The sequence below is a fragment of the Vreelandella titanicae genome, from assembly GCF_014697095.1.
In the GTDB taxonomy this organism is placed as follows: domain Bacteria; phylum Pseudomonadota; class Gammaproteobacteria; order Pseudomonadales; family Halomonadaceae; genus Vreelandella; species Vreelandella titanicae.
Genome location: NZ_CP059082.1, coordinates 947752 through 968008 on the forward strand (window position 1 = coordinate 947752; position 20257 = coordinate 968008).

The window sequence follows — 20257 nt, forward strand, 5'->3', positions numbered from 1 at the left end:
AATTAATCGCTTATACACAGAAATTGTCCACACTAGTAGTTACAACATTTACAGAACTTCTCTTATTTTATATTTATGTTGTTATTAATAGAGGCGGTTTAGCGATTTGGGGTGTGGAAAAACCTGACGGTTACCCACAGGGGGTTTATACTTGCCGACTCATTGATCTAAGGTGGCTGCGTCTAGAATCGACTGCATTGGCCACATCATCCGTGCCGACAGGCACAAGACGAGGTGTCTCTTGAATTACCCCGACCGCTTTGACGTGATTGTCATCGGCGGTGGCCATGCGGGAACTGAAGCCGCACTGGCCTCTGCTCGCATGGGCTGTCAGACCCTGCTGCTCACCCATAACATCGAAACTCTGGGCCAAATGTCGTGTAATCCCGCGATTGGCGGCATCGGCAAAAGTCACTTGGTCAAGGAAATTGATGCACTGGGCGGCGCCATGGGGCTTGCCACGGACTTGGGTGGTATCCAGTTTCGTGTGCTCAATGCCAGCAAAGGGCCCGCCGTTCGGGCCACCCGTGCCCAGGCTGACCGCATCCGTTACAAGTCAGCGATCCGCGGAATGCTGGAAAACCAGCCCAACTTAACGATTTTCCAGCAAGCCGCTGGTGATCTGATTGTGGATAACGACACCGTACGAGGCGTCGTCACGGAAACCGGCATTCGCTTTCATGCCGACAGCGTCGTGCTGTGTACCGGGACATTTTTGGGTGGCGTGATTCATATTGGTTTGGATCAAAGCAAAGGCGGCCGAGCGGGCGACCCGCCTTCCAACGCGCTGGCTGAACGTCTGCGCGCCCTGCCGTTTCGGGTTGACCGCCTAAAAACCGGTACGCCGCCGCGCATCGATGCCAAAAGCGTGGATTTTTCCCAGTTGGAAGAGCAGCCCGGTGATAGCCCAACGCCGGTTATGTCCTACCTGGGATCGCGGGAGATGCACCCTCAGCAGGTGAGTTGCCACATTGCTCACACCAATCAGCACACCCACGATCTGATTCTGGCCAATCTTGATCGCTCGCCGATGTATTCCGGCGTCATCGAAGGGATTGGGCCACGTTACTGCCCATCGATAGAAGACAAGGTTCATCGCTTTGCCGATAAATCCAGCCACCAGGTGTTTATCGAACCCGAAGGCTTGGATACCCATGAGCTCTACCCCAACGGTATCTCGACTTCGCTGCCCTTTGACGTGCAGATTCAGGTGGTGCGTTCCATCAAAGGCTTGGAAAACGCCCATATCACCCGGCCTGGCTACGCCATTGAGTACGACTTTTTTGACCCACGAGACTTAAAACACTCGCTGGAAACTAAATTTATCCACAACCTGTTTTTTGCCGGTCAAATCAACGGCACTACCGGCTACGAAGAAGCCGGTGCTCAAGGTTTGCTCGCAGGCCTGAATGCCGCCCGCCGCGCTCAGGAGCTGGACGCCTGGTATCCCCGCCGCGATGAAGCCTATCTCGGTGTACTGGTTGATGATCTGATCACTATGGGTACCAAAGAGCCCTACCGGATGTTTACTTCCCGTGCGGAGTACCGCCTGCTGTTGCGGGAAGACAACGCGGATTTGCGCTTAACCGAAGCGGGCCGGGAATTGGGTCTTGTCGACGACACGCGCTGGGCAGCGTTTAGCCAAAAACGCGAGGCTATCGAACAAGAGAGCGCGCGGCTAAGCACCCTGTGGATACAACCGGGAAGCCCAGCGGCTGAGCAAGTGGCCGAAAAAACCGGGGCACCGCTCACTCGCGAGTATTGCTTGAGTGATCTGCTTAAACGCCCTGAATTGAATTACAGCGATTTGGCCAATCTGCCCGGCATTGAGGGCACCCTGGTCACTGACCCAGCAGTCGCCGAGCAGGTGCAGATTCAGGCTAAGTATCAAGGCTATATCGATCGTCAGCAGCATGAGATCGATAAACTCAAGCGCCACGAAGCCACGCCACTGCCTGCGGAGCTGGATTATTTAAAAGTCGAAGGTTTGTCTAACGAAATTCGCCAAAAGCTGGCTGAAGCGCGGCCGGAAACGCTTGCTCATGCGGCGCGGATTTCAGGCGTTACACCGGCGGCCGTCTCTATTTTGCTGGTGCATCTGAAAAAGCGCCGGTTGGTAGCCGCAGCTGAGGTAGTTAACGGATGAGTTCGTTGAACCCACTGTTGAAGACGCTACCTACAAGCGTTGCACCACGGCTCGATCAAGGCCTTACCCAATTAGGCATCGCCGTTGACGAACATCAACGCCAACAGCTGCTAGGCTTATTGGCACTGTTGCACAAGTGGAATCGGGCTTATAACCTCACAGCGGTGCGCGATGTGGACGACATGGTGTCGCGTCATGTGTTGGATAGCGCCGCTGTGTTGCCCTATGTGCAGGGGCCGCGGCTACTGGATGTAGGTGCGGGTCCTGGGCTTCCTGGTATCGTATTAGCGATATTAGCCCCCCAGCTTGATGTAACACTGCTGGATAGTAATGGCAAAAAGGTGCGCTTTCAGCGTCAGGCGGTAATGGAGTTAGGGCTTGAAAACGTCACTCCCGTACAGGCGCGGGTGGAACAGTTTGAAGCCGCCGCTTTTGATCAGGTGATTTCCCGAGCATTTGCCAGCTTGGTCGATTTTGTCACCTTGACCCGCCAGCTACCCAGCGCCGATGGCCAGTGGTTAGCCATGAAAGGCCCGGGGGCGGATGATGAACTGCGCGACCTGCCCGCCGGTATACGTTTATATCAGCGTCACCTATTGGAAGTACCCTTTGAAGCGGCCCAGCGGCAGCTGCTGATCTTGGATGTTGAAAGCTAAATGTGAAAGCTGAATGTTGATTCTGACCCCCAGAAGGAGTTGAGTAAGTGAGCCAGATCATTGCCCTGACCAACCAAAAAGGCGGCGTGGGCAAGACCACCTCGGCCGTTAACCTGGCGGCCAGTCTCGCTGCGCTCGACCGTCGCGTACTACTGGTGGATCTTGACCCCCAAGGCCATGCCAGCATGGGCAGCGGCATCGATAAATACGAGCTCGATAAAAGCGTGCTTGACGTTCTACTGGGCGAAGCAACGGCCGCTGATACGATTGTCAAAAAGCTGGCGGTCAAGTACGACGTACTGCCGGGTAACGGTGATCTCACCGCCGCCGAAGTCGAGCTGCTAGATCGCGATAAAAGCGAGAGTTGCTTAACCACCGCGCTTGCCTCGGTCTCGGATGCGTATGACGTAGTGCTGATCGACTGCCCGCCCTCATTGAACATGCTGACCGTGAATGCATTAACGGCTTCCGATAGCGTGCTGATCCCTCTTCAGTGCGAATTTTACGCCCTGGAGGGGCTGTCGGCCCTGCTCGATACCGTTGAGCAGATTAAGCAAAATGTGAATCCTGATCTTGCCATTGCGGGCATTTTGCGCACTATGTACGACAAGCGCACCAGCTTAACGCGGGAAGTGGATAAGCAGTTGCGTGACTATTTTGGCGACATGCTGTTGAAAACGACCATTCCTCGCAACGTCAAAGTTGCCGAAGCGCCAAGCCACGGATTACCCGTTACGCAATATGCCCGGTTCTCCCGTGGTAGCCAGGCCTATCGTGTGTTGGCGAAAGAGATGATTCGTCGCCTAGCGTTATAAAATGAGGAAAAGCGAATGACGCGTAAACCCGCGCTGGGACGTGGCCTGGATGCCCTGATTGGTGCCGGTGCCCGTCGCCGTGACAGCTTAGAACTTGCCGGTAGCGGCACCCCGTTGGAGCTTTCTGACGCCGCGCGTAGTGCCGCGGCCGATGACGTTAGCGAAGATCGCCTTGAACGTCTGCCGTTAGGGCAATTAACGCGGGGTAAATATCAGCCGCGCCGGGATATTCAGCCCGAAGCGCTAGAAGAGCTGGCAGACTCCATTCGCGCCCAGGGCGTGATGCAGCCCATCGTCGTGCGCCCAATCGGCGTGGATCGCTACGAAATTATTGCCGGTGAGCGCCGCTGGCGGGCAGCTCAGCTCGCCGAGCTGGACGTTATCCCGGCAGTTATCCGGGAAGTCAGCGATGAAGTTGCCCTGGCACTGGCGCTGATCGAAAACATTCAGCGTGAAAACCTCAACGCCATCGAAGAAGCCATGGCGCTCAAGCGCCTGGGCGAAGAGTTTGAGCTAACCCAGCAGCAGATTGCCGACGCAGTGGGTAAATCGCGCACCCAGGTGGCCAATCTGTTGCGCCTGCTGGCGTTAGATCCGGAAGTGCAAACCCTGCTCGAACGGGGTGACCTGGATATGGGCCACGCAAGAGCTTTGCTGACGCTGAACAGCACCCAGCAGCGGCAGGTGGCTCATGAGGTGGTCAATAACGATATGACGGTGCGGGCCACCGAAGCGCTGGTGAAAAAAGTCCAAACCAGCCAAACACCAACCAAAACGCCTAACCGTCAAAGCAAGCAGCCCGATGTGGCCAAGCTTGAAACACATCTTGGCGAACTGCTCGGTGCGCCTGTCTCCATTGATCATGGTCAAAAAGGCAAAGGTAAGTTAACGATACGTTATACCAGCCTCGAAGAATTGGATGGCATCTTGAATCATATTAAATAGCAGGCTATTCAATATCACGTAAGAAGCGCACACGTTTTCCCCCTTTGGTCGCAAATCAGCCCTTAAGCGGGCAAAATCGGTGCGACTTCGGTTGAAGGTGTGATAGCGCTTCCCTATAATCGCGCAAGATTTGTGCAGGTTGCCTTGGTTTGTCTAGCTATTAGCTGGTCGAGGTATTGGTTTTTATCAGTGAGGCTGGGCCGGTATGCAGCGATACGAAACCCAGCGTCGAAAAGCCTACATCGTTCGGCTAACGATCGCGCAACTGATGATCACCTTCGTTGGTATGTTGGCCGCCTATCTAGTCGCCGATTTAGAAGGCGTGTCATCGGTTTTTAAAGGGGCGCTGGTAGCCTTATTACCGCACGCCTTTTTTATCAAACGAATGGGGGTTTTACGCGCGAGTAGCCCTTCAAAGGCAGCGATGCGCCTGTTTCGCGCCGAGGCAGGCAAGTTTGGTTTGACGGTGGCACTGTTTGTTGCAGTGTTCGTGGCAGCGCCTCCCTCAAACCCTACTTTCTTTTTTTATGCTTATGTTGCAGTTGTTCTAACGCATTGGCTTACGCCTTGGTTAATGCCAAAAAACGCTAATGCCTAGAAAATTGCACAACTGATTGAGGTGACACATCCATGGCCGCAGGAAACGAAGTCTCAACGACTTACTATATCCAGCACCACTTACAGAATTTGACCTTTGGCAATCATCCTGAGAACGGCTGGTCGCTGGCGCATTCAGCAGAAGAAGCAAGTGAAATGGGCTTTTGGGCCATTCACCTGGATACCATGGGCTGGTCGATTGCCATGGGGTTGCTGTTTATCTGGATTTTCCGCAAAGCCGGCAAAATGGCCACCACGGGTGTACCCAGTGGCCTGCAAAATGCCGTTGAAATGGTTGTTGAATTTGTCGAGGACATGATCAAAGGAACATTCAAAGGGCATAACCCGATCATTGCTCCTCTGGCCTTAACGCTGTTCGTGTGGATTCTGTTCATGAACACGCTCAAAATTATTCCGGTCGACTACTTCCCCGTGCTGTTCAGTAAGCTGGGCGTGGACTACATGAAAATTGTCCCCACCACCGATGTGAACGCCACGCTAGGTTTGGCACTAGGGGTATTCGGATTGATTCTTTACTACAGCTTTAAGGTTAAAGGCGTAGGTGGTTTCGCCAAAGAGCTGTCACTGACGCCGTTTAATCACTGGGCGCTGATTCCCTTCAACCTCCTACTGGAAATCGTCGCGCTGCTGGTTAAACCGTTTAGTTTGGCGATGCGTTTGTTCGGCAACATGTTTGCCGGCGAAGTGATCTTTATTTTGATCGCCATGCTGCCGTTCTGGGCTATCTGGGTGCTGGATGTGCCGTGGGCCATTTTCCATATTTTGATCGTCGTACTACAAGCTTTCATCTTTACAGTGCTGTCCGTGGTGTATCTAAGCGCTGCACACGAGCATCACTAATCCGAGCAATGCTTGAAACACATTAACCCTTAACCTCAACCCTCGACCTTTAACTTGAAAAACTAGGAGCATTACCATGGAACTTATCTACATTGCCGCTTCCATCATGATCGGTCTCGGCGCTCTAGGTACCGGCATTGGCTTCGCTATTTTGGGTGGTAAGCTGCTGGAATCTACAGCGCGTCAGCCTGAACTGGGCGACCAGCTGCAAACCAAAACCTTCCTAATGGCAGGTCTGTTGGATGCCGTTCCGATGATCGGTGTTGGTATCGCAATGTACCTGATCTTCGTTGTTGCCGGTTAATGACAGCTCAGCCGAGCGTTAAGCGCTCGGTTTTGTTTCACTCCGGTCGCCACGAACTTGTCAGAGGTACATTCCTGTGAATATCAACATGACGCTAATCGGGCAGACGATCGCCTTCGCGATCTTTGTCTGGTTTTGCTTAAAGTATGTGTGGCCTCCGATCAGCAACGCGCTTCATGAGCGTCAGAAAAAAATTGCTGATGGCTTGGACGCAGCCAGCCGTGCTAACCGTGATCTTGAGCTTGCTCAAGAGCGGGCAGAGCAGACGCTGCGCGAAAGCAAGGAGCAAGCTTCTCAGATTCTTGAGCAGGCCAACAAACGCTCTGCCCAGATAGTTGAAGAAGCCCGCGAACAGGCCCGCGCCGAAGGCGAACGCCTAGTAGCGAGTGCACGTTCCGAGATTGAGCAAGAAGTGAATCGCGCTAAGGATGAACTTCGTGCCCAGGTCTCTTATCTCGCCGTTATGGGTGCCGAGCGTGTTCTTGAAGCGTCGGTCGACGAACAAGCCCATCGCAAGTTACTCGATGAGCTTGCTGCTGAACTGTAAGGAGGTGAACCATGGCGGAATTACTTACCGTCGCTCGTCCTTACGCTAAGGCAGCGTTTGAATACGCGCGTGATCATGAGGCGCTTGATAGTTGGTCACAAGCGCTAGGTTTTTTAAGTGTTGCGGTAGCAGATGACGTCGTGCGCCATCGGCTAAGCAGTCCCAAATTAGACAGCGAGCAAAAAGTGTCGCTGCTTGTCGAGCTTATTCCTGAGCAACAGGATGAGGCTTTACAGCGATTTTTGACTGTTTTGGCTGACCAGGGCCGCCTGATGGCGTTGGCCTCCATTGCTGATCAGTTCGAGCACCTGCGTGCCGAACACGAGCAGCGGGTTGAAGTGAACGTCACCTCTGCTTACAAGTTAGATAGTAAGCAGAAGACCAAACTAGCGAACGCGCTTAAGAAACGTCTGAATCGCGAAATCTCTATTACTACTCAGGTGGACAAGTCGCTTATTGGCGGTGTCATCCTGCGTGCTGGCGATACCGTTATTGACGGCTCCGTACGTGGTCGATTGAACCGCCTTTCCGAAGCGCTAACCGCTTGAGTCTGAGGGACATGGCATGCAGCAACTGAATCCTTCCGAGATCAGCGACATCATCAAGCAGCGAATTGAAAAGCTTGACGTCGCATCCGAAGCCCATAATCAGGGCACCATCGTGACCGTTTCCGACGGTATCGTGAAAATTCACGGCCTCGAAGACGCGATGTTTGGTGAAATGATCGAATTCCCCAACAGCATCTTTGGCATGGTACTCAACCTGGAGCGTGACTCCGTGGGTGCCGTCGTGCTGGGTGACTACCTGCAGCTCGAAGAGGGCATGACCGCCAAGTGTACCGGTCGTATTCTCGAAGTGCCGGTAGGCCCTGAGCTGATTGGTCGTGTGGTCGATGCGCTGGGTAACCCCATTGATGGTAAAGGCGACATCAACACCACCATGACCGACGCCGTTGAGAAAGTGGCGCCGGGCGTTATTACCCGTCAGTCCGTCGATGAGCCGATTCAAACCGGTCTGAAATCGATCGATGCCATGGTGCCGATCGGTCGTGGTCAGCGTGAGCTGATCATCGGTGACCGTCAAATCGGTAAGTCCGCCATTGCCATTGATGCGATCATCAACCAGAAAGGCAAAGGCGTGACCTGTGTCTACGTGGCGATTGGCCAGAAGCAGTCGACCATTGCCAACGTGGTACGCAAGCTTGAAGAGCACGGCGCCATGGAGCACACCATCGTCGTCGCCGCTGGCGCTGCCGATCCGGCTCCCATGCAGTTCCTGGCCGCTTACTCTGGCTGCACCATGGGCGAATACTTCCGCGACCGCGGCGAGAACGCGCTGATTGTGTACGACGATCTCTCCAAGCAGGCTGTTGCCTACCGCCAGGTATCGCTGCTGCTGCGTCGCCCGCCGGGTCGTGAAGCCTATCCTGGTGACGTGTTCTATCTCCACTCGCGTCTACTTGAGCGTGCTGCACGGGTTAATGTCGACTACGTTGAGAAGTTCACCAACGGCGAAGTGAAAGGCAAAACCGGTTCCTTGACCGCGCTGCCGATCATCGAAACCCAGGGCGGCGACGTCTCCGCGTTTGTACCGACCAACGTGATCTCGATCACCGATGGTCAGATCTTCCTGGAAACCAACCTGTTTAACTCGGGTATTCGTCCGGCGATTAACGCCGGTCTATCGGTTTCTCGTGTAGGTGGTTCGGCGCAGACCAAAATCATCAAGAAGCTCGGCGGTAGTGTCCGTCTGGCGCTGGCTCAGTACCGTGAACTGGCGGCGTTCTCGCAGTTTGCCTCTGATCTTGACGAAGCCACGCGTAAGCAGCTTGAGCACGGCCAACGTGTCACCGAGCTGATGAAGCAGAACCAGTACTCGCCGATGTCGATCGCTGAAATGGCGCTGTCGCTGTATGCCGCCAACGAAGGCTTCCTGGATGATGTCGAAGTGAACAAAGTGCTGGACTTCGAACGTGCGTTGCACGATTACATGAAGTCTGAACACAGTGATCTACTCGACAAGATCAACCAGACCGGCGATTACAACGGTGAGATTCAAGACAGCTTGAAGTCGGGTCTCGAGAAGTTCAAGGCGACTCAGAGCTGGTAATGTCTGGCCCGCCTGCGGGCGGGTTTGCATGCTTTCTGAGAGCCACGAACGAAGGGTAGATCGCTATGGCAGCTGCAAAAGAGATACGCACCCAGATCGGGAGCATTAAAAATACGCAGAAGATCACCAGCGCCATGGAAATGGTGGCTGCATCTAAAATGCGTAAAGCGCAAGATCTGATGAGGGCTAGTCAGCCTTACGCTAAGCAGATCCGCAATGTGGTCGGCCACATTGCCGACGCGAACCCCGAGTACAGGCACGACTATATGGTCGAGCGTAGCGAGGTTAAGCGCGTTGGTTACATTGTGGTCTCTACAGACCGTGGTCTGTGCGGTGGCTTGAACCACAACCTCTTCAAAGCCTTGCTCAAACAGGCCAGCGAGTGGAAAAAGCAGGGCGCAGAGCAGGATTTTTGCGCTTTGGGCGCTAAGGCCAGCACCTTTTTCCGCAACTACGGTGGCAATTTGGTGGCGGCGAAGAGTGGTTTAGGCGAAGCCCCGACCGTTGAAGGTTTGATTGGCAGTATTAAGGTCATGCTCGAAGCGTACGATGAAGGACGTCTCGACCGGCTTTACGTGGTGCACAACGAGTTTGTGAACACCATGACCCAAAAGCCAGTGGTTCGTCAGCTTCTTCCGCTGTCGCCTGATATGGGCGCAGACGCTGAGCAAGACAACGAAAACGCCCGTCCCGGAAGCTGGGACTACCTGTATGAACCGGATGCCAAGGCGTTGCTCGATAGCCTGCTGGTTCGTTTCATCGAATCGCAGGTGTATCAGGCGGTAGTGGAAAACGGCGCTTGTGAACAAGCCGCCCGAATGATCGCTATGAAAAGTGCCACTGACAACGCAGGCGGCCTAATCGACGATCTGGAGATGGTCTACAACAAGGCCCGCCAGGCCGCCATCACCCAGGAAATTTCTGAGATCGTCGGCGGCGCTGCTGCCGTATAACGCCTAGGGAGCCGACGCTTTTAGCGGCTCCCGGCAGACAGGTTTCATTTGCAGGTTTTAGAGAGGAACCAAGATGAGCGGACGTATCGTACAAATCATCGGCGCGGTGATTGACGTAGAGTTTCCGCGGGACTCTGTGCCCAAGGTCTACGACGCGCTGAAGGTCTCCGATGTTGAGACCATCCTCGAAGTCCAGCAGCAGCTGGGCGACGGCGTGGTGCGCACCATCGCCATGGGCTCCACTGAGGGCTTGAAGCGTGGCATGGACGTGACCAGCACAGGTGCCGCCATTTCCGTACCGGTAGGTAAGGAAACGCTGGGCCGTATTATGAACGTACTCGGCGAACCGATCGACGAAGCGGGACCGATCGGTGAGCAAGAGCGTATGCCGATCCACCGTAAAGCACCGAGCTATGCCGACCAAGCAGCTTCTAACGAGCTGCTGGAAACCGGTATCAAGGTTATCGACTTGGTCTGCCCGTTCGCTAAGGGTGGTAAAGTTGGCCTATTCGGCGGCGCCGGTGTCGGTAAGACCGTTAACATGATGGAGCTTATCCGCAACATCGCCACCGAGCACAGTGGCTACTCTGTATTCGCCGGTGTTGGTGAGCGTACGCGTGAGGGTAATGACTTCTATCACGAAATGACTGAATCCAACGTTATCGATAAGGTATCGCTGGTTTATGGTCAGATGAACGAGCCTCCGGGTAACCGTCTGCGCGTAGCGTTGACCGGCCTGACCATTGCTGAGAAATTCCGTGATGAAGGCCGCGACGTTCTACTGTTCGTCGATAACATCTACCGTTACACCCTGGCGGGTACCGAAGTATCGGCACTGTTGGGTCGTATGCCATCAGCGGTAGGTTATCAGCCTACGCTGGCTGAAGAGATGGGCGTTCTGCAGGAGCGTATTACCTCGACGAAAACCGGCTCAATCACCTCCGTACAGGCCGTTTACGTACCTGCGGATGACTTGACCGACCCGTCGCCGGCGACCACCTTCTCGCATCTGGATGCTACCGTGGTATTGGCACGTTCTATCGCCGAGCTGGGTATCTATCCGGCGATCGATCCGTTGGACTCCACCTCACGTCAGTTGGATCCGCTGGTCGTCGGTGAAGAGCACTACGCCACCGCTCGTGGTGTGCAGAACGTTCTTCAGCGCTACAAAGAGCTTAAGGATATTATCGCCATTCTGGGTATGGACGAGCTGTCTGACGAAGACAAGTTGGCCGTTTCCCGGGCGCGTAAAATCCAGCGCTTCTTGTCGCAGCCGTTCTTCGTGGCCGAAGTATTTACCGGTTCACCAGGTAAGTATGTCTCACTGAAAGACACCATCAGTGGCTTCCAGGGCATTCTTGCTGGCGAATACGACGATATGCCGGAACAGGCCTTCTATATGGTCGGCTCCATCGACGAAGCCGTCGAGAAAGCCAACCAGATGAAGAAGTAATCCCGTCCATTAGGGGGATTCGCTATGGCGAATAGCTTTACTTGCAATATCGTCAGCGCTGAAGCATCGATCTTCTCAGGTACCGTTGAGCAGGTGATTGCTTCCGGGATTATGGGTGACCTGGGTGTTTTGCCGGGTCATGCCCCGTTGCTGACCGAGCTTCAGCCGGGTCCGGTACGCGTGATTCACGATGGCGGCAAGGAAGAGAACTTCTTTGTCTCGGGGGGCTTCATGGAAGTCCAGCCGAATGTCGTGACGATTCTGGCCGACTCTGCATCACGTGCCAGCGACCTCAACGAGGCCGCTGCCGAAGAAGCGCGTCAGCAGGCGCTGAGAGCCTTTAATGAGAAGTCATCGGAGCTCGATTATACTCGTGCTGCCGCTGAACTTGCCGAAGCCGTTGCACAGCTGCGAACGATTCAGCAGCTGCGTAAAAAGGCGGGTAAAGGCTAATACTCACGCACTTGGCGTGTGTCCAACGCCCCTTAAACCCGCTACCAGGGTTTAAGGGGCGTTTTTTTGTTTGGCAGTCAAATAAGTAAGTATGATGAGTTTGGTCAGTAGAATGGGCTGGGTGATGGATTAGCTCGGCAGCACGACGCTTGTAAGCGCAAGGGGGGAGAATCATGGCACTGAATGATGAAAGCCTACAGGAATTAAAAGCCGAGCTGCTCGACGAGTTGGGCAAGGAAGTGCCCAGTAAATCGGTGCTCTCTTTGCGTTTGGCCGAAACCCGCTCCGCGGATATCGGTGAAGTGCTCGAAGAGATGATTGAGGATGACGAAGAGCTGCCTGCGGCGCTCGCCCTTCTGGATATTCTTTCTGCGGAACGGGCAGCCAATGTGCTGGGCTATTTGCCTGGGGAGAGCCAGCTCGAGGTGGTAGGAAAGCTGGATGACAGCCAGGTTCTCAAGCTGCTCGAAGAAATGGGGTCGGACGAACGTGCCGATCTGTTCAATCTTCTCAACGAAGACCGTCGTGAGGCACTGCTGCGTCGCATGGCTCACCGCGAGCGAGAAGACCTGAAGCGGCTTGCCAGCTACGAAGAGGGTACCGCCGGCGCCATCATGACCTCTGACTATGTCTCCATAGCCAGTGGCATGACGGTGTCGCAGGCGATGATGAGGGTACGCCAGACCGCTCCGGATGCGGAAACGGTCTATCAGCTGTATATCCTGGATAGCGACGGACAACTGATCGGTACCATGTCGCTGCGTCAGCTTATGGTGGCACGCCCCGGCGCCATTGTTGATGACATTATGATCAAGGATGTCATCAGTACACGGGTTGATAGTGCCCAGGAAGATGTCGCCCGTATTGTGGCGAAGTATGACCTGTTGGCGCTGCCAGTGATCGATGCCGATGAACGCATGGTCGGTATCGTGACCCACGATGACGCGATGGATGTCGCTGAATCCGAGGCGACAGAGGATTTCCACAAGGGGATGTCGATCGGCCAACTGGAAGATGGCGTAAGCCGTGTGAAGCTCTGGAGCCTCTACCGTAAGCGCGTGTTCTGGCTGGTACTGCTGGTCTTTGCCAATCTGTTTTCGGGGGCCGGGATTGCCTATTTTGAAGAGACCATTGCCGCCCAGGTAGCGCTGGTATTCTTTTTACCGTTATTGATCGGTAGTGGCGGTAACGCCGGGGCTCAGGCAGCCACGTTGATGGTGCGCGGCATGGCGACCGGTGACGTTGGCGTCAAAGATTGGGGCAAACTACTGGGCCGCGAGCTACTTGTCGCCGGGTCACTGGGTATCACCATGGCCATCGCGGTAACGCCTATTGGCATTATGCGCGGGGGAGAAGAGCTGGCAATGGTGGTCGCCTTGAGCATGGTGACCATCGTGCTGTTTGGCAGCCTGTTGGGGATGTGCCTGCCGTTCGTACTCGAGCGCTTTAAGGTCGACCCTGCCACGGCATCGGCACCGCTGGTGACCACGCTTATTGATGCTTCTGGGGTGGTGATCTACTTCAGCATCGCCACACTGCTGTTGACAGGGTTATAAGAGGAAACAACCAGCGGGTAGAGGCTCTAGCGCATCGAGCTACTGGCGGCGCGGGTGATAAACAGCACCTCGACGTGGCCGAGCCACTCAATATCGCTAGCCAGCGCTTTTAGTTGGCTAGCGAGGCACTGGGGCGGCTGATGCACTGCGTCATCAATGATCAATGATACCGACACCTTATCTTCCAAGTAGTGCAACTGGAGCTCGTTCAGGGTGCGCCACACAGGGTGTTTGTACCAGCGTGCATCCAGGGCTGCCTCTACTTCAGGGCGGAGCGGAAGGCCGGGAAGGCGGCTAGGATCACCCGCCCCGGCGTCGTCTTCGGGGTCAACGTGGAATATCACGTCGGTGAGTGCGGGAAACTCATGGCGTAGGCGACGGCTGACTTCATTACCTATTTCGTGGGCTTCCGACACGGTAATTTTCGGCCCGACCACCACGTGTAGGTCGACCATTACCCAGCCGGCGGATTGCCTGGTACGCAGATCGTGAACACTATCCACACCCGGAACGCTGCAGGCAACATCGTGCATCTGATCCTGTACGTCCTCTGGTAGCGCGGTATCCACCAATTCCCGCGCCGACTCCCACAGCAAGTCCAAACCTACCTTGCCGACTAATAAACCCACAATGATGGCGGCCACGGCATCCAGCCAACCCAAACCAAACTGGGCGCCCACCAAGGCTACTAACACCACGGCAGTGGATAATGCATCACTGCGCGAGTGCCAGGCGTTGGCTTCGAGTAACTTTGACTTTACCCGCTTGGCAACCCGCATGGTGTAGCGAAAAATCCACTCTTTGCTAAACAGCGCGATGACAGTAATCACGATTGCCAGCGCGCCAGGGGCGTTAACGTCGGCGCCGCTAAACAGGCGATCCAGGCTCGACCAGGCAATCGCGCCAGCCACGAAAATCAGTACGCTTCCCAGCAGCAGGGTCGTCAGGGTTTCGATACGGCCGTGGCCGTAGTGGTGGTCTTTATCGGGCTCCTGACGCCCATAGTGAATGGCCGCCAGGACAAAGCCGTCGGTGACTAAGTCTGATAGGGAGTGAATGCCGTCGGCAATCAACGCCGCTGAGCCGACCATAAAACCGATCGCGACTTTGACGATGCTCAACAGGGCATCCAGCCATGCTCCGATGTAGGTAACGCGCTTGGCCTCTTGGCTAAGTCGCGCTTGGTCGTGAACCACTGGCGTATCGATGGTCTGAGTCATGGGTACCTTGCAAGGACGCACGCATTCAATAGACGCCTATTGTAGCGCACTCCTTATATCCTCTATAGCCTCCACTGCTTTCAGGCTGTGAAACGATACCTTTGTGTGTCAGTGGTGGCTAGTCTCAGCAAAGGCAATGGCGGACAACGAATAGGTGGATGTGTATCCTTAAGCGCCATTGCAACCATTAAATTGTTTCTATGCACAGGATTTTTTTATGGATTGGCTCCAGGTGGTGGTGTTAGCGGTTGTTCAGGGAGTGTCAGAATTTTTACCCGTTTCAAGCTCTGCCCACCTAATCTTGGTGCCTGTGCTGACAGAGTGGCAAGATCAAGGCCTAGCCTTTGATGTTGCCCTGCATTTAGGCAGCCTCTCCGCGGTGATTATCTATTTCCGGCAGGAAATTTGGCAGATGGTCATTAGCAGCTTGGCTGCGCTCAGCGGCAAAGGAGTGAACGAAGACGCACGACTGGCTTTATGGGTGACGTTAGCGACCATCCCGGTGGGGCTTATTGGGTTACTAATGCACGATGTTATTTCTCATTTTATGCGCTCTACGCTGATTATCGGCTTCAGTTTAATTGGTTTCGGGCTATTGTTGGGGTATGCCGATTGGCGTAAAGAGGGTACGCGCAGCGAGTACCAACTGCGTTTGAAGGATGTGCTTATTATTGGTGGTGCCCAGGCGCTAGCACTCATCCCAGGAACCTCGCGCTCGGGGATTACCATTACCGCGGCGCTGATGGTGGGCATGAACCGAGAAGGCGCCTCGCGCTTCTCTTTCTTATTATCAATCCCGGTGATTGTGCTGGCAGGTGGCCTAGAAGCAGTAGGGCTGTTTAGCGCTCCACAGTCGATTGATTGGATCGCGATGTTGGCGGGCACCCTGTTATCGGGAGTAAGCGCGTATTTGTGTATTCACTACTTTCTGGTGGTTATAAAAAAATTGGGAATGCAGCCCTTTGTGATTTATCGCGTGCTGTTCGGCGCCTGGCTGCTGTGGTTCTTTTATTTTTAGGATAAAGCAACGATGAAAAAGGCTGTTGAACGCACAGCAAGGTGGGGACGTGCACTGATCGTAACGGGCTCACTGCTGGGCTTGGGGTTAGGCGTGGCAGGCTGCTCAGAGAGTGATCGACCGCTGGAACCACCGGTACGCTTTGATGGCAATATTTTCGGCACCTTCTACCAGGTGACCATTATGGATCCGCTTACTCAGGGCGAGTCTCTTGAATTGGAAGAGGGCTTTAAAGCAGAGCTGGAGAGCGTTGATCAGGCGATGTCGACCTACCGGGATGACTCGGAGCTGATCGCCTTCAACGAAGCGCCTTTAGATGAGTGGCAGCCGCTCTCCAATGAGCTTATTGACGTGCTTGCGATTAGCCAATCCGTCGCGGAAGCCAGCCACGGCGCTTTTGATATTACTGTAGGCGACCTGGTCAATTTATGGAGCTTTGGCCCCGGTGCACGGCCTGAAACCGTCCCTTCCGACGATGCCCTGTCCGAGGAGCTTGCCCAGGTAGGCATTGATGCGCTAGAAATCGACACCCAAAATATGCAGGCGCGGCGTACCCGCGATGTGTTTGTCGACCTTTCCGGCGTGGCCAAAGGCCATGGAACTGACCGCGTAGCTGCTTACCTGGAACAGCAGGGGCTGGAGCACTACTTAGTCAATATTGGCGGAGAACTGATCGCCCGCGGCCTGCGTGATGAGGAAGAACAAACGCCCTGGCAGGTTGGCATTGAGGTGCCTGAAAATGGCCAGCAGCGTGCTCAGCATATTATCCCGTTAGAGAGTATGTCGGTGGCCACCTCGGGTGATTACCGCAACTATTTTGAAGTGGATGGCCAGCGCTTTTCCCACACCATTGATCCGCGCACGGGGCGGCCGGTGACCCACCAGCTTGCCTCGGTGTCTGTTTTCCATCCCTCCAATGCCTGGGCAGATGCCTGGGCGACGGCGCTACTGGTGGTTGGCGAACAGGAGGCGATGCAACTGGCCATTGAGAATAACCTTAAAGTGCTTTTGCTCGTGCGTGATGGCGAGCAGTGGCGCAGCATTGCTAGCCCGGAATTTGTTAATTATTTTGGGGAAACACTGGTTAATGAGTTGGGCATTGAACAACGACGAGCCCCAGCGACCAACAGCCCCGCCACAGACAGCCCGGCGCCCGCTGACCCATCAGTAATAGGTGAATAGTATGCAAGAACTGGATATTGTCATTCTCGCCGCGGGTAAAGGCACGCGGATGCGTTCACAAATTCCTAAAGTGTTGCATCCCTTGGCCGGCAAGCCAATGGTGCAGCACGTGCTGGATACCGCTTCAGGGTTGCAGCCGGATCGCACCCATGTCGTTATTGGTCATGGCGCTGACCAACTGCGCGAAGTGCTGGCAGAAAAGCCTGTAAAGTTTGCCGTTCAGGCCGAGCAGAAGGGCACCGGACACGCGGTGGCGCAAGCGCTCGAGCAGTTAGGGAGCGGTAAGGTGTTAATCCTTTACGGCGATGTACCGCTGCTGCAGCGGGAATCCCTGAGCGAGCTGTTGGCCCATGTGGATGAGCAGCACATGGGGCTGTTGACGGTAACGCTAGCTGACCCCACGGGCTATGGGCGAATTGTGCGTGACGACGCAGGCGAAGCAGTGGCGATTGTTGAGCAAAAAGATGCCAGTAGCGCCGAGCTTGCAATTACCGAATGCAATACCGGTATTATGGCCATGACGAGTGCCCAGCTTAAACGCTGGTTACCGCAGCTCTCCGCAGAAAATGCCCAGGGTGAGTACTACCTGACCGATGTAATTGCCATGGCCGCAGCGGAAGGCATCAAGGTATGCACTGCCCAACCGGCCTCCGCTGTTGAAGTGGAAGGGGTTAATAATCGAGCGCAAATGGCCCGCTTGGAGCGCGTTTATCAACGCCAGTTGGCCGATAAGTTAATGGCACAAGGAGTGGCACTTGCCGACCCCGAACGGCTCGATGTGCGCGGGCATTTGACCTGCGGTCACGATGTGTTTATCGACGTGGGTTGTGTATTTGAAGGCGAGGTTGAACTAGGTGAGGGCGTACGAATTGGCCCCTACTGTGTGATCAAAAACAGCACCATTGGTGCAGAGAGCGTGATAGAACCCCACAGCGTGATAGACGGCACCGTGGCAGCTGGCCTGAACCAGGTTGGCCCCTTTGCGCGACTTCGCCCAGGGACGCGGTTGGCGGTAAAAGCCAAGGTGGGCAATTTCGTTGAAACCAAAAATGCCGATGTGGGTGAGGGCAGTAAGATCAATCACTTAAGCTATGTCGGTGATGCCCGATTGGGGCGTGACGTGAACGTGGGAGCAGGCACGATCACCTGTAACTACGACGGCGCTAACAAGCACCACACCGATATTGGTGATAACGCCTTCATCGGTTCGAACACCGCCTTGGTCGCACCTGTTTCGGTAGGCAAAGGCGCTACCATAGGGGCTGGATCTACGATTGCTAAAGATGTCACCGACTATGCGTTGGCCGTTACGCGAGGCCGTCAGCTAGAAAAAATTGATTGGCTGCGTCCTAGTAAAGTGACAAAGCCATAGGGCGGGAAGGAAGCAATTAAAGAGGGCTCTTGAGTCAGTCCTTAAAACAGCGCTTAAAATCGTTTTTAAATGGTGCTAAGAATCATTAAAAAGACGTATTTATAATCAATGGTCGTCGTTCTACCGTTCAGCGGGTTGGTCGAGTAGCGTTTGTGAAGAGCTCTGGTTAATAAACTAGGAGAGTGATTATGTGTGGCATTGTAGCCGCCGTTGCCCAGCGCAACGTCCAAGAAATTCTATTAGAAGGACTAAAACGCCTGGAATATCGCGGCTACGATTCAGCCGGTATGACGGTGTTCAACGACGGCGTATTAACCCGCCATCGTGCGCTTGGAAAAGTGGCGGCGCTTACCGCTCAATTGGATAAGGCCGCGCTACCGGGTTTTTCGGGTATCGCGCATACCCGCTGGGCAACCCACGGTAAACCCTCTGAGGCCAATGCGCACCCGCACCACAGTAGCGATCAGGTTGCCGTTGTGCATAACGGTATCATTGAGAACTACGAGGCTATAAAAGAGAGCCTCCAGCGCAGTGGCTATGCGTTTAGCTCAGAAACCGACACCGAAGTAATTGCTCACTTACTCTCCGAAAAGCTGGCTGATGGGCTCAGCCTGTTTGATGCTACCCAGCAGATCGTTAACGGCTTAGGCGGCGCCTACGCACTGGGCGTAATGTGTGCTCAAGAACCTGGCGTGGTGGTTGGCGCGCGCCAAGGTAGTCCGCTGGTGGTCGGTGTGGGGATTAATGAGGCCTTTTTAGCCTCTGACCCGCTGGCGCTGCTGCCGGTCACAGATCGTTTTATTTACCTTGAAGAGGGCGATTTGGTCGAGCTGCGCGAGCAGGGTGCCATTCGCATTGTGGATCGCCACGGTAACGACGTCGAGCGCCCTATCCATACCTTTGAGCACGGCGATGGCGCGGCCAGTAAGGGCGATTATCGCCACTATATGCTCAAAGAGATTTTCGAGCAGCCAACGGTGATTGAGGCGGCATTAGAGGGGCGGCTGAGTGCTCAAAGCGTGTTAATAGAGAGCTTTGGCCCCGATGCGCTGGCGCTTTTCCAGCGCACTCGCCACATGCATATCATTGCCTGCGGCACCAGCTACCATGCGGGGCTGGTGGCACGTTATTGGCTGGAGCGCTATGCGGGGGTGCCGGTGCAGGTCGAGGTGGCCTCTGAATATCGCTACCGCCACCCGGTCGTGCCCGAAGGCACGCTGTTTGTCACCCTCTCCCAGTCCGGCGAAACCGCCGATACCCTGGCCGCGTTACGCTTTGCTAAAACCCTCAATTATGTGGGCTCGCTGGCGATTTGTAACGTGCCCGGTAGTTCGCTGGTGCGGGAGTCGGATATGTCTCTGATGACCCGCGCGGGCCCTGAAATTGGCGTGGCCTCTACCAAAGCCTTTACTACCCAGTTAGTGGCGTTAATGCTGCTGACGCTTTCGGTCAGTAAAGCCAAAAATCAGGTTGAGTATCTGGATATTATCGCTGCGCTGCGCACGTTGCCGGAGGTGTGTCAGCGGGTGTTGGCGTTGGATAGCCAGATCGAAATACTTTCCCAAGCGTTTGCAGAGAAACATCATGCGCTCTTCTTGGGGCGCGGAGCTCACTATCCGATTGCCCTTGAAGGGGCGTTAAAGCTCAAAGAGATTTCCTATATTCATGCCGAGGCGTATCCCGCAGGGGAGTTAAAGCATGGCCCGCTGGCGCTAGTGGATAGCGAAATGCCAGTAATATCGGTCGCCCCCAACGATGATCTGCTTGAAAAGCTAAAATCCAACCTTCAGGAAGTCCGTGCCCGCGGCGGCAAACTGTTTGTGTTCGCCGATGAAAGCGTGGGTATCGACGTTCAGGAAGATATTCGTGTGCTGACCCTGCCACACGTGCACGAAGCGCTGGCGCCGCTGCTGTATACCCTGCCGCTACAGCTATTGAGTTACCACGTGGCCGTGCTCAAGGGTACAGATGTTGACCAGCCCCGTAATCTGGCCAAGAGCGTGACGGTGGAGTGACGACGACGCCAAACCTTGTGAGTAGTTGAACTAATAAAAACGCTTTACGAGATGC

General features: G+C 54.8%; 19 protein-coding genes. 18 read left to right on the forward strand and 1 reads right to left on the reverse strand.

What is annotated here, in order from left to right; translation table 11 throughout:
- Nucleotides 1–241: 241 nt before the first annotated feature.
- The 14 genes from mnmG (at nt 242) to mgtE (ending at nt 13395) form a co-directional block, all read left to right on the forward strand.
- Complete coding sequence (gene mnmG, locus HZS52_RS04495; RefSeq protein ID WP_039857846.1) at nt 242–2146, forward strand: tRNA uridine-5-carboxymethylaminomethyl(34) synthesis enzyme MnmG; 1905 nt, start codon at nt 242–244, stop codon at nt 2144–2146.
- On the forward strand, nt 2143–2802 hold the full coding sequence (gene rsmG / locus HZS52_RS04500; RefSeq protein WP_009286344.1) for a 16S rRNA (guanine(527)-N(7))-methyltransferase RsmG: 660 nt from the start codon (nt 2143–2145) through the stop codon (nt 2800–2802). The genes mnmG and rsmG overlap by 4 nt, the downstream gene beginning before the upstream one ends.
- A gap of 47 nt (nt 2803–2849) precedes the next feature.
- Nucleotides 2850–3617: a ParA family protein gene (locus HZS52_RS04505; protein WP_190374216.1), complete on the forward strand. Its 768-nt coding sequence runs from the start codon at nt 2850–2852 to the stop codon at nt 3615–3617.
- 15 nt (nt 3618–3632) lie between these two features.
- A complete protein-coding gene (locus HZS52_RS04510) occupies nt 3633–4562 on the forward strand; it encodes a ParB/RepB/Spo0J family partition protein (RefSeq protein ID WP_009286342.1) in 930 nt (309 codons plus the stop codon).
- 205 nt (nt 4563–4767) lie between these two features.
- On the forward strand, nt 4768–5160 hold the full coding sequence (locus HZS52_RS04515) for an ATP synthase subunit I (protein WP_022521050.1): 393 nt from the start codon (nt 4768–4770) through the stop codon (nt 5158–5160).
- 32 nt (nt 5161–5192) lie between these two features.
- Nucleotides 5193–6020: a F0F1 ATP synthase subunit A gene (gene atpB / locus HZS52_RS04520; RefSeq protein ID WP_009286341.1), complete on the forward strand. Its 828-nt coding sequence runs from the start codon at nt 5193–5195 to the stop codon at nt 6018–6020.
- A 76-nt stretch (nt 6021–6096) separates the two neighbouring features.
- Entirely contained in the window at nt 6097–6324 is a 228-nt protein-coding gene (gene atpE / locus HZS52_RS04525; protein ID WP_022521051.1) for a F0F1 ATP synthase subunit C, read from the forward strand.
- Nucleotides 6325–6400: 76 nt separating this feature from the next.
- Nucleotides 6401–6871 carry a F0F1 ATP synthase subunit B gene (locus HZS52_RS04530; protein ID WP_022521052.1) on the forward strand — a complete coding sequence of 157 codons (471 nt, stop codon included), beginning with the start codon at nt 6401–6403 and terminating at the stop codon, nt 6869–6871.
- 11 nt (nt 6872–6882) lie between these two features.
- Complete coding sequence (locus HZS52_RS04535; protein WP_027958508.1) at nt 6883–7419, forward strand: F0F1 ATP synthase subunit delta; 537 nt, start codon at nt 6883–6885, stop codon at nt 7417–7419.
- A 16-nt stretch (nt 7420–7435) separates the two neighbouring features.
- Nucleotides 7436–8980 (forward strand): F0F1 ATP synthase subunit alpha, encoded by a 1545-nt coding sequence (gene atpA / locus HZS52_RS04540; RefSeq protein ID WP_190374217.1) that lies wholly within the window; start codon nt 7436–7438, stop codon nt 8978–8980.
- Between the two features lie 65 nt (nt 8981–9045).
- Entirely contained in the window at nt 9046–9933 is an 888-nt protein-coding gene (gene atpG, locus HZS52_RS04545) for a F0F1 ATP synthase subunit gamma (protein ID WP_141440222.1), read from the forward strand.
- 73 nt (nt 9934–10006) lie between these two features.
- A complete protein-coding gene (gene atpD / locus HZS52_RS04550) occupies nt 10007–11386 on the forward strand; it encodes a F0F1 ATP synthase subunit beta (protein ID WP_009286338.1) in 1380 nt (459 codons plus the stop codon).
- 24 nt (nt 11387–11410) lie between these two features.
- A complete protein-coding gene (locus HZS52_RS04555) occupies nt 11411–11839 on the forward strand; it encodes a F0F1 ATP synthase subunit epsilon (protein WP_027958509.1) in 429 nt (142 codons plus the stop codon).
- A gap of 173 nt (nt 11840–12012) precedes the next feature.
- Nucleotides 12013–13395: a magnesium transporter gene (gene mgtE / locus HZS52_RS04560; RefSeq protein ID WP_009286337.1), complete on the forward strand. Its 1383-nt coding sequence runs from the start codon at nt 12013–12015 to the stop codon at nt 13393–13395.
- Between the two features lie 26 nt (nt 13396–13421).
- On the opposite strand, the gene HZS52_RS04565 is transcribed toward mgtE, so the two are convergent.
- Entirely contained in the window at nt 13422–14615 is a 1194-nt protein-coding gene (locus HZS52_RS04565; RefSeq protein ID WP_039857842.1) for a cation diffusion facilitator family transporter, read from the reverse strand.
- A 217-nt stretch (nt 14616–14832) separates the two neighbouring features.
- On the opposite strand from HZS52_RS04565, the gene HZS52_RS04570 reads away from it, so the two are divergent.
- From HZS52_RS04570 to glmS, 4 genes are all read left to right on the forward strand, one after another.
- Nucleotides 14833–15633 (forward strand): undecaprenyl-diphosphate phosphatase, encoded by an 801-nt coding sequence (locus tag HZS52_RS04570; RefSeq protein WP_027958510.1) that lies wholly within the window; start codon nt 14833–14835, stop codon nt 15631–15633.
- Nucleotides 15634–15645: 12 nt separating this feature from the next.
- Nucleotides 15646–16815 carry an FAD:protein FMN transferase gene (locus HZS52_RS04575; RefSeq protein ID WP_022521058.1) on the forward strand — a complete coding sequence of 390 codons (1170 nt, stop codon included), beginning with the start codon at nt 15646–15648 and terminating at the stop codon, nt 16813–16815.
- A 1-nt stretch (nt 16816) separates the two neighbouring features.
- On the forward strand, nt 16817–18187 hold the full coding sequence (gene glmU / locus HZS52_RS04580; RefSeq protein ID WP_190374218.1) for a bifunctional UDP-N-acetylglucosamine diphosphorylase/glucosamine-1-phosphate N-acetyltransferase GlmU: 1371 nt from the start codon (nt 16817–16819) through the stop codon (nt 18185–18187).
- Nucleotides 18188–18375: 188 nt separating this feature from the next.
- Nucleotides 18376–20202 carry a glutamine--fructose-6-phosphate transaminase (isomerizing) gene (glmS, locus tag HZS52_RS04585; protein WP_039857837.1) on the forward strand — a complete coding sequence of 609 codons (1827 nt, stop codon included), beginning with the start codon at nt 18376–18378 and terminating at the stop codon, nt 20200–20202.
- The last annotated feature ends 55 nt before the right edge of the window (nt 20203–20257 follow it).

Excerpts from the sequence above, each read along its gene's own strand:
- rsmG (WP_009286344.1), top strand. The coding sequence starts at position 2,143 with ATGAGTTCGTTGAACCCACTGTTGAAGACGCTACCTACAAGCGTTGCA.
- HZS52_RS04510 (WP_009286342.1), top strand. The coding sequence starts at position 3,633 with ATGACGCGTAAACCCGCGCTGGGACGTGGCCTGGATGCCCTGATTGGT.
- HZS52_RS04515 (WP_022521050.1), top strand. The coding sequence starts at position 4,768 with ATGCAGCGATACGAAACCCAGCGTCGAAAAGCCTACATCGTTCGGCTA.
- atpB (WP_009286341.1), top strand. The coding sequence starts at position 5,193 with ATGGCCGCAGGAAACGAAGTCTCAACGACTTACTATATCCAGCACCAC.
- atpE (WP_022521051.1), top strand. The coding sequence starts at position 6,097 with ATGGAACTTATCTACATTGCCGCTTCCATCATGATCGGTCTCGGCGCT.
- HZS52_RS04535 (WP_027958508.1), top strand. The coding sequence starts at position 6,883 with ATGGCGGAATTACTTACCGTCGCTCGTCCTTACGCTAAGGCAGCGTTT.
- atpA (WP_190374217.1), top strand. The coding sequence starts at position 7,436 with ATGCAGCAACTGAATCCTTCCGAGATCAGCGACATCATCAAGCAGCGA.
- atpG (WP_141440222.1), top strand. The coding sequence starts at position 9,046 with ATGGCAGCTGCAAAAGAGATACGCACCCAGATCGGGAGCATTAAAAAT.
- atpD (WP_009286338.1), top strand. The coding sequence starts at position 10,007 with ATGAGCGGACGTATCGTACAAATCATCGGCGCGGTGATTGACGTAGAG.
- HZS52_RS04555 (WP_027958509.1), top strand. The coding sequence starts at position 11,411 with ATGGCGAATAGCTTTACTTGCAATATCGTCAGCGCTGAAGCATCGATC.
- mgtE (WP_009286337.1), top strand. The coding sequence starts at position 12,013 with ATGGCACTGAATGATGAAAGCCTACAGGAATTAAAAGCCGAGCTGCTC.
- HZS52_RS04565 (WP_039857842.1), bottom strand. The coding sequence starts at position 14,615 with ATGACTCAGACCATCGATACGCCAGTGGTTCACGACCAAGCGCGACTT.
- HZS52_RS04570 (WP_027958510.1), top strand. The coding sequence starts at position 14,833 with ATGGATTGGCTCCAGGTGGTGGTGTTAGCGGTTGTTCAGGGAGTGTCA.
- HZS52_RS04575 (WP_022521058.1), top strand. The coding sequence starts at position 15,646 with ATGAAAAAGGCTGTTGAACGCACAGCAAGGTGGGGACGTGCACTGATC.
- glmU (WP_190374218.1), top strand. The coding sequence starts at position 16,817 with ATGCAAGAACTGGATATTGTCATTCTCGCCGCGGGTAAAGGCACGCGG.
- glmS (WP_039857837.1), top strand. The coding sequence starts at position 18,376 with ATGTGTGGCATTGTAGCCGCCGTTGCCCAGCGCAACGTCCAAGAAATT.